Origin of the sequence: Streptomyces sp. NPDC012825 (assembly GCF_042900925.1) — a bacterium.
In the GTDB taxonomy this organism is placed as follows: domain Bacteria; phylum Actinomycetota; class Actinomycetes; order Streptomycetales; family Streptomycetaceae; genus Streptomyces.
The window spans coordinates 230,171-245,970 of record NZ_JBIBBZ010000008.1 but is presented as its reverse complement, the minus strand read 5'-3'; the positions used below and the strand labels follow the sequence as shown (position 1 = coordinate 245,970).

Annotated in this window: 11 protein-coding genes and 1 pseudogene; 6 read left to right on the top strand and 6 right to left on the bottom strand. The window is 75.9% G+C overall.

Going from position 1 to position 15,800, the window contains the following annotated elements:
• Positions 1-1,484, top strand: a pseudogene (locus ACFY7E_RS19745) (AfsR family transcriptional regulator); the annotation flags it as partial.
• Positions 1,485-1,516: 32 nt separating this feature from the next.
• On the opposite strand, the gene ACFY7E_RS19740 reads toward ACFY7E_RS19745, so the two are convergent.
• A complete protein-coding gene (locus tag ACFY7E_RS19740; protein WP_389486522.1) occupies positions 1,517-2,371 on the bottom strand; it encodes a siderophore-interacting protein in 855 nt (284 codons plus the stop codon).
• A gap of 170 nt (positions 2,372-2,541) precedes the next feature.
• On the opposite strand from ACFY7E_RS19740, the gene ACFY7E_RS19735 reads away from it, so the two are divergent.
• Positions 2,542-2,742 (top strand): hypothetical protein, encoded by a 201-nt coding sequence (locus tag ACFY7E_RS19735; RefSeq protein WP_125666842.1) that lies wholly within the window; start codon positions 2,542-2,544, stop codon positions 2,740-2,742.
• A gap of 112 nt (positions 2,743-2,854) precedes the next feature.
• Here the strand turns inward: ACFY7E_RS19735 and ACFY7E_RS19730 are convergent, their stop codons facing one another.
• The 5 genes from ACFY7E_RS19730 to ACFY7E_RS19710 all read right to left on the bottom strand — a co-directional run bounded on the left by ACFY7E_RS19730 (position 2,855) and on the right by ACFY7E_RS19710 (position 10,055).
• A complete protein-coding gene (locus tag ACFY7E_RS19730; RefSeq protein WP_389486519.1) occupies positions 2,855-3,430 on the bottom strand; it encodes a rhodanese-like domain-containing protein in 576 nt (191 codons plus the stop codon).
• Positions 3,431-3,676: 246 nt separating this feature from the next.
• The gene (locus ACFY7E_RS19725; protein WP_389486517.1) at positions 3,677-4,420 is read right to left on the bottom strand and encodes a sulfite exporter TauE/SafE family protein; all 744 of its coding nucleotides are present in this window, start codon (positions 4,418-4,420) and stop codon (positions 3,677-3,679) included.
• Between the two features lie 178 nt (positions 4,421-4,598).
• A complete protein-coding gene (locus tag ACFY7E_RS19720; protein ID WP_389486515.1) occupies positions 4,599-5,957 on the bottom strand; it encodes a rhodanese-like domain-containing protein in 1,359 nt (452 codons plus the stop codon).
• A gap of 148 nt (positions 5,958-6,105) precedes the next feature.
• Positions 6,106-8,517, bottom strand: coding sequence for a phosphoketolase (locus ACFY7E_RS19715; protein WP_389486513.1), 2,412 nt, complete (start codon positions 8,515-8,517; stop codon positions 6,106-6,108).
• Positions 8,518-8,789: 272 nt separating this feature from the next.
• Positions 8,790-10,055: an MFS transporter gene (locus ACFY7E_RS19710; protein WP_389486511.1), complete on the bottom strand. Its 1,266-nt coding sequence runs from the start codon at positions 10,053-10,055 to the stop codon at positions 8,790-8,792.
• A 122-nt stretch (positions 10,056-10,177) separates the two neighbouring features.
• Here ACFY7E_RS19710 and ACFY7E_RS19705 point away from each other — a divergent pair, with 122 nt between their 5' ends.
• From ACFY7E_RS19705 to ACFY7E_RS19690, 4 genes are all read left to right on the top strand, one after another.
• Positions 10,178-10,717 carry a CGNR zinc finger domain-containing protein gene (locus tag ACFY7E_RS19705; protein WP_389486509.1) on the top strand — a complete coding sequence of 180 codons (540 nt, stop codon included), beginning with the start codon at positions 10,178-10,180 and terminating at the stop codon, positions 10,715-10,717.
• 96 nt (positions 10,718-10,813) lie between these two features.
• Positions 10,814-11,728, top strand: coding sequence for an oxygenase MpaB family protein (locus ACFY7E_RS19700; protein WP_389486507.1), 915 nt, complete (start codon positions 10,814-10,816; stop codon positions 11,726-11,728).
• On the top strand, positions 11,710-14,025 hold the full coding sequence (locus tag ACFY7E_RS19695) for a tetratricopeptide repeat protein (RefSeq protein WP_389486505.1): 2,316 nt from the start codon (positions 11,710-11,712) through the stop codon (positions 14,023-14,025). The genes ACFY7E_RS19700 and ACFY7E_RS19695 overlap by 19 nt, the downstream gene beginning before the upstream one ends.
• 72 nt (positions 14,026-14,097) lie before the next feature.
• The gene (locus tag ACFY7E_RS19690; protein WP_389486503.1) at positions 14,098-15,681 is read left to right on the top strand and encodes a phytoene desaturase family protein; all 1,584 of its coding nucleotides are present in this window, start codon (positions 14,098-14,100) and stop codon (positions 15,679-15,681) included.
• Positions 15,682-15,800: the final 119 nt, after the last annotated feature.

Sequence of the window (15,800 nt, the reverse complement as noted above, 5' to 3'; positions counted from 1 at the left end):
GGCATCTGACGTACTACCGGGAGCTGGCCCGGCGTACGGATCCGCAGCTGCGGGGGCCGGGGCAGGTCGCCGCCGTCGCCCGCTTCGAGACCGAGCACGACAATCTGCGCACGGCCCTGCGGACCGCCGTGACGCTCGGCGACGAGCAGGAGGCGCTCTGCCTCGTCCACTGCCTCGGCTGGTTCTGGCAACTGCGCAACCACCAGGTCGACGCCCGCACCTGGGCCGTCGAGGCCGGGCGCCTCGGACCCGACCCGTTCCGGGAGCCCGTCCGGCGCGCGGAGCCGCTCGACGGGCGGTGCGCGGACGTGCCGCCGCCGTGGACCGGCGAGCGCCTGTGGGAGGCCCGGCGCGGCGGTCGGCTGTACGCGCTCGCCACCGAGGGCGGCGCGGGCGCCACCGCCCTCGAACGCCCCGGGACCCGCGCCCGCCTCTCCGCCCTCGTCTCCGCGTACCGCCCCGGCCTGCCGCAGACCTGCCGGCAGCCGGGCAGCATGTGGTACTTCGCCCGTCTGATGACCGGGGAACTCACCACCCTCGACGAGACCCTCACCGAGATCGTCGACGCCTGCCGCGACCGGGGTCCCGGCTGGGACCTGGGCTTCGCCCTCCTCATGCGCGCCAAACTCGCCGGGCGCGGCGCCGACGCCGACGAGGCGCTCGCCCTCTTCGAGGCGGCCGGGGACTCCTGGGGGATCGCGGAGTCGCTCGCCGCCCGGGGCGAGGCCCACGAGCAGGACGGCGGGCTCGCCGAGGCCGCCGCCGACTTCGAACGGGCCGCGGCCGCCGCCGCCCGCGTCGGCGCGCGCTCCCAGGTGCCGGTCTTCACCGCGCGCCTGGCCGCCGTGCGGCTCCGGCTCCGGCCGGAGGGCGACCCTGCGGCCGAACGGCTCCTGACCGAGGCCGCCGACGCGGCGGGGGAGTGGGGCGCCGGGGCCGCCGGGGCCGCCCGGATGCTGCTCGTCCAGCACTACGCCCACACCGGGCGGACCGGCCTCGCCCGCGCCCAGCTCACCCTTCTGGAAGGCGAGTTCGGAGAGGTCACCCCGGCGCTCTTCTGGGGCCTGGTCGGTGGGACGTGGGCGTGGCTCGACTGCGTGGACGGCGCGTACGACCGGGCCGTCGAGCGCCTCGCCCGCGCCGTCGTGGACGTGGAGACCCTGGCCCACCTGGTCGCCCCGTACCTCCTCGTCGCCCAGTTCGGCACCGCGGCATGGGCCCGGGGCGGGCGGGGCGGACCGGGCGACGCCGAGGCCGGGGCGTGGTTCCTCGGCGCGTACGACGCCCACGCCGGGGCCGGCACCGGCGGCTTCCGGCCCTTCACCCCGGAGACGGAGGCGCTGATCCGCACCCGCGCGGAGGAGGTCCTGCGCGCGGCCCTCACCCCGGAGGCGTACACCCGCCACCACGAGCAGGGGGCCGCCCTGTCCCTCCGGGCCGCCGCCGCTCTCGTACGACGGCCCCGGACGGCCCCGGGCGCCTGAGCGTCGCTCGTGCCGCCGGGGGGGCGTCCCGGTCAGCCGCCCGCGAGGCGCTCCCTCGCCTCCGCGAGGTCCTCCGGGGTGGGGGCGTCGTCCTGGGCGAGGCGGCGGCGCCAGTACCCGGTGAAGTGCACCGAGCGCCGGTCGACGCCCCGCTCCTCCACGAGGTGCCGCCGCAGCCCGCGCACCGCCGAGGCCTCGCCCGCCAGCCAGGCGTACGGGCGCCCCTCCGGCAGGTCGTCGGCCCGCACGGCGTCGACCGGGGAGTCGCCGTCGAGCAGGAAGCGCACGGTGAGGTCGCCGGGCGTCGGCAGGGGCCGCTCCTCGCCCGCGTCCGGGAGCTGGACGTAGGCGAGGGCCCGCCGCCCCGGCGGGAGCGCGGCGACGACCGTGGCCAGGGCGGGGAACGCGCAGGCGTCGGCGTAGAGGAGGGCCCAGTCGCCGGCGCCCGGCTCGACGGGGGCCGCGAAGTCCTCCGACGGGCCGAACATCCCGAGCACGTCCCCGGGCCGGGCCGTCCGCGCCCAGCGCGTAGCGGGTCCTTCACTCCCTCCTTCCTCCTCGCTTCCGTGGAGGAAGAAGTCGACGTCGACGGTCCCGGTGACCGGGTCGTGCGCCCGGAGGGTGTAGCTCCGCATCCACGGACGCTCCGGCTCGGGGAGCGCCGCGTACGCCGCGTACCAGCCCATCGCGTCCCCGTCGGGCCCCGGGACCGGCAGGACCGGCTCCGACTGCCCCGGCCGGGGGAAGAACAGCTTCACCTGCTGGTCGGGGCCGGTGAGCGCGAACCCGTCGAGCGACGGGCCGCCGAGCGTCACCCGGACCGTGCGGGGCGTGATCGGGCGGACGGCGGTGACGTGCAGGCGTCGCAGGGGCAGGGACGGGGACATCGGTGGCTCCTCGTGGTCGTCGGGGCGGGGGACCCACCCTCCCGGGAACCGTCGACAGGGGGCCGACACCGTACCGACACGGGCCGGGACCGGGTCTCCCCGGTCCCGGATGCGTTCTCGTCGCCCGGCCACCAGAATGGCCAGTGCCGGACGAACACGTAGGAGGCGGCATGAACGCTGAGCCCGACAAGACGTCCCCGGGGGACTCCCCGACGCCCGACCGGCTGCTGCACGCCGGATCGGAGGGCGAATTCACGGCGGAGGACCTGGTCCTCGCCTCCGGCCGTGACGTGACCCCGAAGAACCTCGCCTGGGCGGAACGCCGGATGGCGGAGAAGGGGCGCGCCTCCATGGACGAGCTCCTGCCCTAGCCCGTGTCCCGTCGGCCCCGGCCCGGAGGATGTGCGCCTCCGGACCGGGGCCTGCGTGCGTCCGGGCCGGGCTTCCCCGGTCGGGGCCGGACCCCGCCTCCGTCCCGTGGTGTCAGCGGCCGCGCAACGCGGCGAGGGCCGCTTCGAGGTCGGCGGGGCGGGGCCGGTTGTGGGGCAGCCTGCCGAGCACGGCGGCCATGCCGCAGGTGTCGGTCACGGCGGAGAAGACGAGACCGGCGGCGATGCCCGCGGCGAGCAGCTGGAAGGCCGGGTGGACGAGCAGGCCGAGGAGCAGCCCGAGGAGGACGACGGCGCCGGCGGTGAAGCGGACCTGCCGCTCCATGGCCCAGGAGGTACGCGGCCGGCCTCCGGGGCGGTGCAGGTCGTGTCCGCCGGCGGCCCAGGCGTTGGTGCCGCCGGTGAGGGTGGTGGCGGTGACGCCGTGCTCGGCGAGGGTCCGGCAGGCGTTCTCCGAGCGGGCACCGGAGGCGCAGACCACCAGGACCTCCCCCCGGTCGGCGGTCCCGCGGATCTCCGGCAGGGCCTCCTCGATCCGGGCCAGGGGAATGTTGAGCGCGCCGGGCACGTGGCCGCTCGCGAACTCGCCCGGGGTCCGCACGTCGATCACGGTCAGCTCGTGCAGGCGGGTGCGTGCCTCGTCGGTGCCGAGGGCGGTGGGCGTGGTCATGACGGATGTGGTCCTTGTCTGTCGACGGGCCCGCGCGGGGCGGGATCATTTTACCCCCGGGGGTATTGCGGGAGTATTGCTGGAACGTGTCGCGGTGGCTGGTCGTGGTCGTGGTCGTGGTCGTGGTCGTCGGCGGAAGGCGGTCGTGGTGGTCGGCCGTGGCGGCCGGGCCCGGGAGCGCGTGCCCCGGCGGGCGTGCCCCTTCCGGCACGCCTCGCCGGACGCGTACCTCGCCGGACGCGCGTCTCAGCGGACGACGTCGGCGAGCATGAGGGCCGCCACCGTCAGGAGCAGGTACGCGAAGGCCTTCCGCAGCGCGTCTCCGGTGACTCGGGCGGCGAGCCGCCTGCCGTCCCACGCGCCGAGGACGGCGGCGGCCGCGAAGGGGCCGGTCACCTCCCAGCGCAGGTCCCCGCCGCTCCCCGCACGCGCGGCGAGCGCGGCGAGGGAGTTGACGGTGATGACGAGCAGGCTCGTGCCGACCGCCTGCCGCATCCGCAGGCCCAGGACCCCCGTCAGCGCGGGAACGGCGAGGAAGCCGCCGCCCACCCCGAGGAGACCGGTCACCGCGCCGAGTCCGGCTCCCGCCCCGGCCGCCCTGGCGGCGCGGACGTCGGTCACCGGCCGGGGGTCGGAGGGGCGCAGCATCCGCAGCGCCGCCACGACGGCGACGGCCGCGAACGCGACGGTGAGTACGGACCCGGGAAGGCGCGCCGCGGCGAATCCGGCCAGGAGGGCCGGGGCGACGCCCGCCGCCGCGAACAGCGTGCCCGTCCGCCAGGCGACGTGGCCGTCGCGGACGTGTGCGGGCAGGGCGCTGACCGTGGTGATCGTGACGATGATCAGACCGGCCGTCGCGGCGGCGGCCGGGGTGAAACCGAGCAGGTGGATCAGGGCGGGGGCGGCCAGGACGCCGCCCCCTCCGCCGAGGGCGCCGAGCGCCAGGCCGATGACCGCTCCGGCGGTCAGGGCGAGGACCAGCGCGCTCACGCGGTCGTGCCGGGGAACATCATGGACGTGACTTTCTCTGTTGCCGCCGGGTGTCCGCCGAGCGGCGTCCCGCGGTGTGTCCGCCGAGCGGCGTCCCGTGGGGCGGGACCCGGCTCACGGGCGGGCCGTCCCGACGGGCGGGCGCTCGTACGGGCAGCGGGTGGACGTGGAACCCGGTTCAGCCGGTGACGACGGTCAGCCCGGCCTCGGTGGCGGCGTCGAAGCCGTCGTCGACGGCGACCACCTCGCGGCCGGCCGCGTCGAGGAGGGAGGCGGCGATGGCGGCGCGCATGCCGCCGGCGCAGTGCACCCAGACGGTTCCGTCGGGCACCTCGCCGATGCGGCGGTGCAGTTCGTGGACCGGGACGTGGACGGAGCCCTCGATCCACCCGGTCGCGCGCTCGGAGGCACGGCGTACGTCCAGGACGACGGTCCCGTCGGTGTTCCGGGCCGCGAGGTCCGCGAAAGTGGCGCGCGGGAAGGAGGCGGGGGTCTCGCCGTCACGGATCCAGGCCGTGGGTCCGCCGAGGGCGGCGGCCGCCGGGCGGTCGATCCCGACCCTGACCAGTTCGCGCTGGGCGTCGGCGAGTTGTTCGGCCGTCTCGGCGAGCAGGGTGACGGGCTTGCCCCAGGGGACCGTCCAGGCCAGGTGGGTGGCGAGTTTGCCGTCCGCCTCGTAGTTGAACGAGCCGGCCACGTGCCCTTCCGCGAACGCGATCCGGCTGCGCAGGTCCACGACCCACTCCCCGGCGGCGAGCCGCGCGGCGATCTCGTCCGGGTCGGCGGGGGCCGGCGGAGTGAGGTCCACCGGCGCGGGGCCGGACGCGTTCGCCGGGCCCATGTGCGCGTAGTAGGCGGGGACGTCCTCCAGGCCCGCGAGCAGGTCGGCCACGAAGGCGTCCACGTCCGTGGTGAGGGCGGGGTTGGCGGTCTTCTCCTTGCCGATCGTGGTGGCGTCGCCGTCCGCCTGCGCGGAGGAGCAGAAGCTGCCGAAGCCGTGGGTGGGCAGGACGGCGGTGTCGTCGGGCAGGGTCCGGGCGAGCCGGTGGGCGGAGGCGTGCTGGGCTCGGGCCAGCTCCTCGGTGAGGCGCGGCTCCACGAGGTCGGGGCGGCCGACGGTGCCGATGAGCAGGGAGCCGCCGGTGAAGGCCGCCACGGGCCTGCCGCTCTCGCTCAGGACGTACGCGGTGTGGTGCGGGGTGTGGCCGGGGGTCGCGACGGCCGCCAGGCGCAGGCCGGCGTCGACGTCGACGGTGTCGCCGTCCGCGACCGGGACCCGGTCGAACGAGACGCGGGCATCGGCCGGGACCAGGTAGGCGGCGCCGGTGAGCCGGGCCAGCTCCGGTCCGCCGGTGACGTAGTCGTTGTGGAGGTGCGTCTCCACCACGTGGGATATCCGCACCCCGCGCCGGGCGGCGGCGGCAAGGACCCGGTCGACGTCACGGGGCGGGTCCACCGCCACCGCCGTCCGCTCGCCACCGGCCAGGTAGCCGCGGTTTCCGAGGCCCTCGACATCGATGGTGTCGACAAAGAACACGAGCCGTTCCCTTCACTGGAGAATTACCCCCCGGGGTATGACATTGACTCTAACAGTCTTACCCCTGGGGGTATGTTCCGGGTGTCGGTGGGCCCGTACGGGAAGCTGCTCCCCGGCGACCGCCGTCAGGTCCCCGAGGGGGCGTCCGTCACGGGGCGTCCTCGTGCCGGGCGCCGGACCCGGTCCAGGTCCAGTCGGCGACCTCGGGCATGTCGGTGCCGTGCTCCCGGATCCAGGAGTGGTGGCGGGTACGGGCGTCCGCCATGGCCTGCCGCACCCCCACGGCCCGTACGCCCAGGCCGGGCACGCGGTCGATCACGTCCATCACCAGGCGGTAGCGGTCGAGGTCGTTGCGCACGACCATGTCGAAGGGGGTCGTGGTGGTGCCCATCTCCTTGTAGCCCCGCACGTGCAGGTTCGCGTGCCCGGCCCGGCGGTAGGCGAGCCGGTGCACCAGCCACGGGTAGCCGTGGTAGCCGAAGATCACCGGCCGGTCCGTGGTGAACAGCGCGTCGTACTCCCCGTCGGTCATCCCGTGCGGGTGCTCCTCGTGCGGCATGAGCCGCGTCATGTCGACCACGTTCACCACCCGGACCGCCAGGTCGGGCAGGTGCCGCCGCAGCAGGCTCGCCGCCGCAAGGACCTCCTGGGTCGGCACGTCGCCCGCGCAGGCGAGGACCACGTCCGGCTCGCGCGTGCCGTCCTCGGTGCCCGCCCACTCCCACACCCCGGCGCCCCGGGCGCAGTGGGCGCGGGCCTCGTCCAGGGAGAGCCAGTCTAAGCAGGGCTGCTTGCCGGCGACGATCACGTTGACGTAGTCCCGGCTGCGCAGCGCGTGGTCGGCGACGGACAGCAGGGTGTTGGCGTCCGGCGGCAGGTAGACGCGGACGACCTCGGGACTCTTGTTGAGCACGTGGTCGACGAAGCCCGGGTCCTGGTGCGAGAAGCCGTTGTGGTCCTGCCGCCACACGTGCGAGGTCAGCAGGTAGTTGAGGGAGGCGATCGGCGCCCGCCAGGGCAGGGTGCGCGAGGTCCGCAGCCACTTGATGTGCTGGTTGACCATGGAGTCGACGATGTGGACGAAGGCCTCGTAGCAGGAGAAGAGGCCGTGGCGGCCGGTGAGCAAGTACCCCTCCAGCCAGCCCTGGCAGGTGTGCTCGGAGAGGATCTCCATGACGCGGCCGTGCCGGTCGAGGTGCTCGTCGGTCTTCAGGAGCGGTTCCTGCCAGGCCTTGCCGCTGGCCCCGTACACCGCCTGGAGCCGGTTCGACGCGGTCTCGTCGGGGCCGACGAGCCGGAAGTCGCGCCGGTCCGCAGTGGCGGCCATGACGGCTTCGAGCAGGTCCCCGAGGACGCCGGTCGGCTCGTGCCGGGTGGCGCCCGGCTCCTCCACCGGCACGGCGAAGCGCTCCAGGGGCGGTACGGGCAGGTCCCGCCGCAGCAGGCCGCCGTTGGCGTGCGGGGTGGCGCCGAGGCGGCGCTCGCCGTCCGGCACGCAGGCGAGCACCCGCTCGGACGGCGTGCCGTCGTCGCCGAACAGCTCCTCGGGGCGGTACGAGCGCAGCCACGCCTCCAGTTGTGCGCGGTGCTCCGCGTTCTCCCGTACGCCCGGCAGGGGCACCTGGTGGGAACGCCAGGTGCCCTCGACGGGCAGCCCGTCGACCTCCGCCGGGCCGGTCCAGCCCTTCGGCGTGCGCAGGACGATCACCGGCCACCTCGGCCGCTCGGCCGCCCCGCCGTCGCGGGCCTTCCGCTGGATGTCCCGGACGCGGTCGAGCGCCGTGTCCATCGCGGCCGCCATCGCCCGGTGGACCTCGCGCGGGTCGTCGCCGGTCACGTGCAGCGGGTCGTGGCCGTAGCCCCGCAGCAGCTCGGCGAGCTCCGCCTCGGGGAGCCGGGCGAGCACGGTGGGGTTCGCGATCTTGTAGCCGTTGAGGTGGAGGACCGGCAGGACGGCCCCGTCGTGGACGGGGTCGAGGAACTTGTTCGCGTGCCAGGACCCGGCGAGCGGCCCCGTCTCCGCCTCGCCGTCCCCGATGACGCACGCCACCAGGAGGTCCGGGTTGTCGAGGGCGGCGCCGTACGCGTGCGACAGGGAGTAGCCCAACTCGCCGCCCTCGTGGATCGAGCCGGGGGTCTCGGGCGCCACGTGGCTCGGCACCCCGCCGGGGAAGGAGAACTGCCGGAACAGCCGGGCCATGCCCTCCTCGTCCCGGCTCACGTCCGGGTAGACCTCGCTGTAGCTGCCCTCCAGCCAGGAGTTCGCCAGGACGGCCGGGCCGCCGTGGCCGGGCCCCCACACGCACAGGGCGTCGAGGCCCCGGTTCCGGATCACCCGGTTGAGGTGGGTGTGCACGAGGTTGAGCCCCGGGGACGTGCCCCAGTGCCCGAGCAGCCGGGGCTTGATGTGCTCCGGCTCCAGGGGTTTGCGCAGCAGCGGGTTGTCCATCAGGTAGATCTGTCCGACGGCGAGGTAGTTGGCCGCCCGCCAGTGGGCGTCGAGCGCGTCGAGCTCCTCGTCGGTCGGGGCCGCGCCGTCCGAGCGCCTGTTCTTGCGCATGTCTCCTCCGTCGTGTGCCTCGTATGAGCCGTGAGCCGTGTGCCTCGTGCGGCCTCGTACGCGCGGGCGCGGGCGCGGTCGCCCGGCCGGCCCCGGCGTGCTCCCGGGGCGTCTGCCCCGTCCGCCGTCCCGGACGCGCCCGCGTCGCAGCCGGGCGTGCCCGTCCCATGGTGGTGCGCGATCCGTCCGGAAACGGGGTGACACAGGGCGGCGTGCCCGCAAGAGGGGCCGGATGGGCCAGAGGGACCGGGGCTCCGGCCCGGACGTCCCGGTCAGGCGCGGAAGGCCCGCAGGGCCGAAGGGGTGACGTTCCTGAGGAACGGCACCGGGGTCACCGCGACGGCCACCGCGAAGACGCCGAAGGCGAGCCGCGTACCGCCCCACTCGGCCAGGAGCCCGACCAGGGCCGCGCCCAGCGGCATGGCGCCGAAGCTGAAGAGCCGGGCCGCCGCGTTGTAGCGGCCGAGCATCTCGTCGGGGACGACGCGCTGGGTGAGGGTGCGGGCGTTGACCGTCCAGAGCGTGCCGCCCATGCCGCCGAGGAAGGCCCCGGCCGCCACCGTCCGGATGTCGGTGGTCAGGGCCGGCAGGGCCACCATCAGGGCGGTGCCGACCAGATCGGCGAACATCGCCCAGCGCGCGCCGAGCAGCCGGTTCACCCGGGTGACGACCGCCGCGCCCACGAGCCCGCCGACACCGAGGGCGCTGAGCACGATGCCGTACTCCCGGGGGCCGAGCGCCATGTCCTGCCGGGCGTAGAGCGGCATGAGCGCCAGCCAGGCGCCCCAGACGGCGGCGAGCACGGCGACGATCAGCGACAGGGTGCGCAGCACCCGGTCCCGCCACAGGAAGCGCATCCCCTCGGCGATCCGGGCGTTGACCGGGACGGCCACCGCGCCCGGCGCGGGCGCGGGCGCCCGGAAACGGCCCACCAGGAGGAACAGGGAGAGCGCGGCGAGGGCGTACGCGACACTCGTCGCTCCCAGGGCGAACCCCGTCCCGGCGGCCAGCAGCAGCCCGCCGGCGAAGGGACCGGCGAACTCCTGGCCCACGGTCTCGGCCCCCACCATCCAGGCGTTGGCGCCCTCGCGCCGCTCCACCGGCACCGCGGCCGGGACCAGGGCGGAGGCGGAGGTCGAGGCGAGCACGTCGGCGACGCCGAGGACCGCCCCCGCGCCCAGGAGCACCCCGAGGGTGAGGCCGTCGCCGACGGCGGAGGCGGTGAGCAGGACCGTGGCCGCCAGCCGCGCCCCGTTCGCGCCCCAGAGCAGCAGCCGCCGGTCGGAGCGGTCGACGAGCACGCCGACGTGCAGGGCGACGAGCAGCCAGGGCAGCGTGAGGGCCAGCGAGACGGCGGTGACCTCGGCGGGGGACCCGGTGAGACCGGCGGCGAGCACCGGGAGGGCCATCTTCACCACCCCGTCGGCGAGGTTGGTGACGGCGGTGAAGCCGACCAGGACCGGGGTGTTGCGGCGGCGGGGATCGGCCCGGCCGGGGCTCCCGCCGGTCTTCGTCGCTCCGGGCGGCGCTGTGAGCATGATCCTCCCCTAACCATCAAACGCTTTAGCCGGTGAGGCCACTCTGGCGCACGACCGGCCGACCCGCAACCGCCTAAACGTTTTGCCGGTAGAATGGTGAGGAGTCCGCGGAAGGAGTCGTCATGCTGGAGCCGCCCGCCGGGGCCGTCCTCGTGGAGGCCTTCGCCAACACGGTCGACGTGGAGGAGGGGAGCGACGAGATCGCCACCCCGGACGGGCTCGCCGACTGGCTGCGGGGACGCGGCCTGCTCGACGCGCCCGGCCCGGTCCCCGACGGCATCCACCGCGACTACCTGGCCCTGCGCGCCGGCCTCCGGGAGGAGCTGGGGGCCCACGTGGGCGACGTCCCCGACCCCGCCCTGCTCGCCGGGGCGGACCGGGTCCTCGCCGGACATCCGGTACGGGTCACGGCACACGGCGTCCTGACCCCGGTGACCGGACTGCCCCCGCAGCGCGAACCGCTGGCACGGCTCGCCATCGCCTGGAGCGAACTGGTCGCGACCGGGGACGCGGCCCGCCTCAAGCGCTGCGCCGAGCACACCTGCGGATGGGCCTTCTGGGACGTGTCGAAGAACCGGAGCCGCCGCTGGTGCTCCATGCGGGTGTGCGGCAACCGCAACAAGTCCCGCGCCTACGCCTCCCGGCAGCGGCGGGCGACCTGAGAGACAGTCCCCCCGGGAGAAGTGGCCCGGCGCCCCGGCACGAAGACCCCGCACCGAACGGCTCTCCCGCCCCCGTTCCGGCGTAGCCTGAACGCCATGAGGCAGGACGCCGACCCCGGGCTCTTCGGACCCCGCTCCGTCACCTGGCAGCTGCACAGCGACCCGGTGATGTGGATCGCCGGCGTCCGGGCCCTCTGGCTCCAGGCGCTGCACCCCGTCGCCGTCCGCGGCGTCATGATCAACAGCAGTTTCCGGCAGGACCCCTGGGGCCGCCTGATGCGGACCGCGAACTTCGTCGGGACCCTCGGCTACGGCACCACCGCGGCGGCGGAGGAGGCCGGCGCCCGCGTCCGCCGGATCCACCGGCGGCTCGGCGTGGACGACCCCGAACTGCTGCTCTGGGTCCACTGCGCCGAGACCGACTCGTACCTCTCCGTCGCCCGCCGCTCCGGGATCCCGCTCACCGACGCCCTGGCCGACCGCTACGTCGACGAACACCGGTCCTCGGCCCGGCTCGTGGGACTCGACCCGGACGCCGCCCCGGCGTCCACCGCCGAACTCGCCGCCCACTTCGAGGCGGTGCGCCCCCGGCTCGCCGCCGGGCCCGACGCCCGGACCGTCGAGGACTTCCTGCGCCGCCCGCCCGTCCGACCCGCCCTGGTCCCGGCGCGCGAGGTGATCTGGCGGCGCGTCACGGCACTCGCGTACGACACCCTGCCCCCGTACGCCCACGCCCTCTACGGGCGGCCCGCCCCGCCGCCGGAGACCGTCACCCGCCGGCTCGTCGCCACGGCCAACCTCCTGCGCTGCGTTCCCTCCGGCCTGCGCTGGAGGCTGCCGCCCCGGCACGTCCTGCGGGCCGTGGCGCGGCTCGGCCCGGAGACGCGACCCGACCCGTACGCGTACCCCGCCCCGTACCCGTCGTCCGACCCGGCGGCCATACTGGACACACCGGAAAGGGCGCACGGAATCGACGGGGGCGGCGGCACGCGATGGGGGACTCCAGACTGATCCAGGGCCGGTACCGCCTGCACGAGGTCATCGGCCGCGGGGGCATGGGCGAGGTGTGGCGCGCCACCGACGAGGCGCTCGGCCGCCGCGTCGCCGTGAAGTGCCTCAAACCCCTCGGCCCGCAGCGGGACCCCCACGTCCGCGACGTGGTGCGCGAGCGCTTCCGGCGCGAGGCGCGGGTGGCCGCCGCGCTCCAGCACCGGGGCATCACCGTCGTGCACGACTTCGGCGAGTACGAGGGTGTGCTCTTCCTCGTCATGGAGCTCCTGGAGGGCCGCAACCTCAGCCAGCTCCTCGCGGCCAACGCCCAGAACCCGCTGCCCGTCCAGGACCTCGTCGAGATCGCCGACCAGGTCGCCGACGCCCTCGCGTACACGCACCGCCGGGGCATCGTGCACCGCGACCTGAAGCCCGCGAACATCATGCGGCTGCGGGACGGCACGGTGAAGATCTGCGACTTCGGGATAGCGCGGCTCGGCGCCGACATGGACTTCACCTCCAAGCTCACCGGGACCGGCATCGCCATGGGCACGCCCCACTACATGTCCCCGGAGCAGATCGGCGGCGGCGAGATCGACCACCGCAGCGACCTCTACTCGCTGGGGTGCGTGCTGTACGAACTCGCCACCGGCGCCCCGCCCTTCGACCTCGACGACTCCTGGGCGATCCTCATCGGCCACCGGGACACGGTGCCGAGCCCGCCGCGCGCCCACCGGGCCGAGCTGCCCGACTACTTCGACCGCCTCGTCGTCGACCTGCTCGCCAAGGTCCCCGAGGAGCGGCCGGCCGACGCGGGCGACCTGCGCCGCCGGATCGTCTCGGGCCGCGCGGGACCGTCCCCGTTCGCACCACTACCCGGCGTGCCCGCGCAGCCGCCCCTCCCGCCGACCCGGCCCGTGTCGGTCGATACCGGGCCCCATATCGGCTCCGACACCGGACCCGGCCCCGTCGCGCCCGCGTGGGCCCGTGGGATGGCCGGCGGCCACCGCCCGGCCGCCACCGCCGCAGGCGGTCCGCGCCCGGCCGCCCACGACCCCGCCGCGGCCGTCCTCACCACCGAGTGGACCACCGCCGCGCCCGGCACAGCCACGCCCGTCGACCCGGCGCCCGCCACCCCAGCACCCGTCACCACCGCGTTCGCCCCGGCCGCGCCCCCCGCCGAACTGGTCGCGGTGCTCGCAGGCCGGTACCGGGCCGGGATGGGCCTCGGCAGGCTCGGCCGCTGGGACGAGGCCGAGGCGGTCCACCGGTCCGTCGCCGAGGACCGCGCGCGGGTCCTCGGCCCCGACCACCCCGACACCCTCGCCAGCCAGTACGAGGTCGGCTTCGCCCTCGCCCGCCTCGACCGCCCCGCCGAAGCCCTGCACCTCTTCGACCGGGTCGCCCGCGCCCGCGCCCGCGTCCTCGGCGAGGACCACCCCGACACGCTCGCGGCACGGCAGGAACGGGCGTACGCGCTCGGGCGCCTCGGACGGCACCCCGAGGCGTACGAGCTCTACGTCGAGGTGCTCGCCGCCCGCGAGCGCACCGCCGGCCCCGGCCACCCCGACACCCTGCGCTGCCGCCACAACCTGGCGTTCACCCTCGGCCGCCTCGGCCGCCTGGAGGAGGCGCACCGCACGGCGCACGGGGTCGCGGAGGCGCGGGCCCGGCTGCTCGGCCCCGGCCACCCCGACACCCTGGCGACCCGGCAGGAGGTCGCCCATCTCCTCGGGCGCCTGGGGCGCGGGGAGGAGGCGCTCGCCCAGTACCGCGCGGTCGCCGAGGCGCGCGCCGCGGCCCTCGGCGCCGACCACCCGGAGACCCTCGCCGCCCGCTACGAGACCGGCGTCTTCCTCGGGCGGCTCGGACAGGCCGCGGACGCCCTGGACGTTTGCCGCGAGCTCGTCGCCGCCCGCACCCGCGCCCAGGGCGCCGACGGGCCCGAGACCCTGCGCGCCCGCCACGTCCTCGCCGTCAACCTCGGCCGGCTCGGGCGCTGGGAGGAGGCGCTCGCGGAGTCCCGGGCCGTCCGCGCCGACCGGGAGCGCGTCCTGGGCGCCGACCACCCGGACACCCTCCTCAGCCGCCGGGAGACCGCCGTCGCCCTCGGCCGGCTCGACCGCTGGGAGGAGGCCCTGGAGACCCACCGCGCCGTCGCCGCCGCCCGCACCCGGCTCCTCGGCCCCGCCCACCCCGACACCGTCGCCGCCCTGGAGGACGGGGCCCGCTGCCTCGAACGCCTCGGCCGGCCCACCGAAGCCGCCGCCCTCCTCCTCGGGGCGGCCACACCGCCCCGGGGAGCGGCCTCGGCCTGATCACCCCACGGGAGGCGACGGGCCCCGGCCGCGCCCCCTTTCCCGCCCCCCGCCCGCGTGTGAGCATGAGCCATGACCGCCCCCGACCCGCTCCCCGGAACCCCCGCGCCCGCCCCTTCGTACGACGCCGTCGTCGTCGGGGGAGGGCACAACGGGCTCGTCGCCGCCGCCTACCTGGCCCGCGCCGGGCGGACCGTCCTCGTCCTGGAACGGCTCGGCTCCACGGGCGGGGCGGCCGTCTCCACCCGCCCGTTCGCCGGGACGGACGCACGCCTCTCCCGGTACTCGTACCTCGTCTCGCTCCTCCCGGAGAAGATCGTCCGGGACCTCGGCCTGACGTTCGAGGTGCGGAAGCGGTCCGTCTCCTCGTACACCCCGAAGGGCGACGGCGGCCTCCTCGTCGGCGGCGGTCCCGAGCGCACCCGCGCCTCCTTCGCCGCCCTGACCGGCTCCGACCGCGAGTACGAGGCCTGGCGGGCGTTCTACGCCCGCACCGGCCGGGCCGCCCGCCGGATCTTCCCCACCCTCACCGAACCGCTCCCCACCCGGGCCGAGCTGCGCGCCCGCGTCGACGACGCCGACACCTGGCGGACGCTCTTCGAGGAACCCCTCGGCGTCGCGGTGGAGAGGAGCTTCGCCGACGACCTGGTCCGCGGCGTCGTCCTCACCGACGCCCTCATCGGCACCTTCACCGACGCCCACGACCCCACCCTCCTCCAGAACCGCTGCTTCCTCTACCACGTCATCGGCGGCGGCACCGGTGACTGGGACGTGCCGGTGGGCGGCATGGGCGCCCTCACCGACGCCCTCGCGGACGCGGCCCGCACCGCCGGAGCCCACCTCCGCACCGGCCACGAGGTCACCCGGATCGAGACCGACGGACGCCGCGCCGAGGTCACGTACCGCACGGCCGACGGCGAGGGGACCGTCGAGGCGGGCCACGTCCTCGTCAACGCCTCCCCGACGGAACTCGCCACCCTCCTCGGCGACCCGCCCCCGCCCGCCCCCGAGGGCGCCCAGTTCAAGGTCAACATGCTGCTCACCCGGCTGCCGAGGCTCCGGGACCGCTCCGTCGACCCGCGCGAGGCCTTCGCCGGCACCTTCCACATCGCCGAGGGGTACGGACAACTGGCCACCGCCCACGCCGAGGCCGCCGCCGGACGCCTGCCCACCGCGCCGCCCTCCGAGATCTACTGCCACTCCCTCACCGACCCGACGATCCTCGGCCCGGACCTCGCCGCCCGCGGCCACCAGACCCTCACCCTCTTCGGACTGCACACCCCCGCCCGGCTGTTCGCCGCCGACAACGACGGCACCCGCGCCGAACTCCTCGCGGCCACCCTCGCCCGGCTCGACGCCCACCTGGACGAGCCGATCACCGACTGCCTCGCCCCCGACGCCGACGGGCGCCCCTGCGTCGAGGCGAAGACCCCGCTCGACCTCGAACGCGAGCTGCGGCTGCCGGGCGGCCACATCTTCCACCGCGACCTCTCCTTCCCGTACGCGGACGAGCCGGGTCACGGAGAGGACGGCGGCCGCTGGGGGGTCGGGACCCGCCACGCCAACGTGCTCCTCTGCGGTGCGGGCGCGGTCCGGGGCGGGGGAGTGAGCGGCATCCCCGGCCACAACGCGGCGATGAGCGTCCTGGAGCGGTGACCCGTCCGTAAGGGACCCGCCCGGAAGGGTGATCGCCCCTCCGCGTGTTGACGCCGGGCCGCCCCCGCCCCGGGTGTGAAGCTGATCTGCGAGCGCGCTTAAGAAATCCTCGATGGACC

What these genes read in the sequence shown, in the direction of transcription:
- ACFY7E_RS19710 (WP_389486511.1), bottom strand. Translation starts at nt 10,055, where the DNA reads ATGCTCACAGCGCCGCCCGGAGCGACGAAGACCGGCGGGAGCCCCGGC.
- ACFY7E_RS19690 (WP_389486503.1), top strand. Translation starts at nt 14,098, where the DNA reads ATGACCGCCCCCGACCCGCTCCCCGGAACCCCCGCGCCCGCCCCTTCG.
- ACFY7E_RS19735 (WP_125666842.1), top strand. Translation starts at nt 2,542, where the DNA reads ATGAACGCTGAGCCCGACAAGACGTCCCCGGGGGACTCCCCGACGCCC.
- ACFY7E_RS19700 (WP_389486507.1), top strand. Translation starts at nt 10,814, where the DNA reads ATGAGGCAGGACGCCGACCCCGGGCTCTTCGGACCCCGCTCCGTCACC.
- ACFY7E_RS19730 (WP_389486519.1), bottom strand. Translation starts at nt 3,430, where the DNA reads ATGACCACGCCCACCGCCCTCGGCACCGACGAGGCACGCACCCGCCTG.
- ACFY7E_RS19695 (WP_389486505.1), top strand. Translation starts at nt 11,710, where the DNA reads ATGGGGGACTCCAGACTGATCCAGGGCCGGTACCGCCTGCACGAGGTC.
- ACFY7E_RS19740 (WP_389486522.1), bottom strand. Translation starts at nt 2,371, where the DNA reads ATGTCCCCGTCCCTGCCCCTGCGACGCCTGCACGTCACCGCCGTCCGC.
- ACFY7E_RS19715 (WP_389486513.1), bottom strand. Translation starts at nt 8,517, where the DNA reads ATGCGCAAGAACAGGCGCTCGGACGGCGCGGCCCCGACCGACGAGGAG.
- ACFY7E_RS19705 (WP_389486509.1), top strand. Translation starts at nt 10,178, where the DNA reads ATGCTGGAGCCGCCCGCCGGGGCCGTCCTCGTGGAGGCCTTCGCCAAC.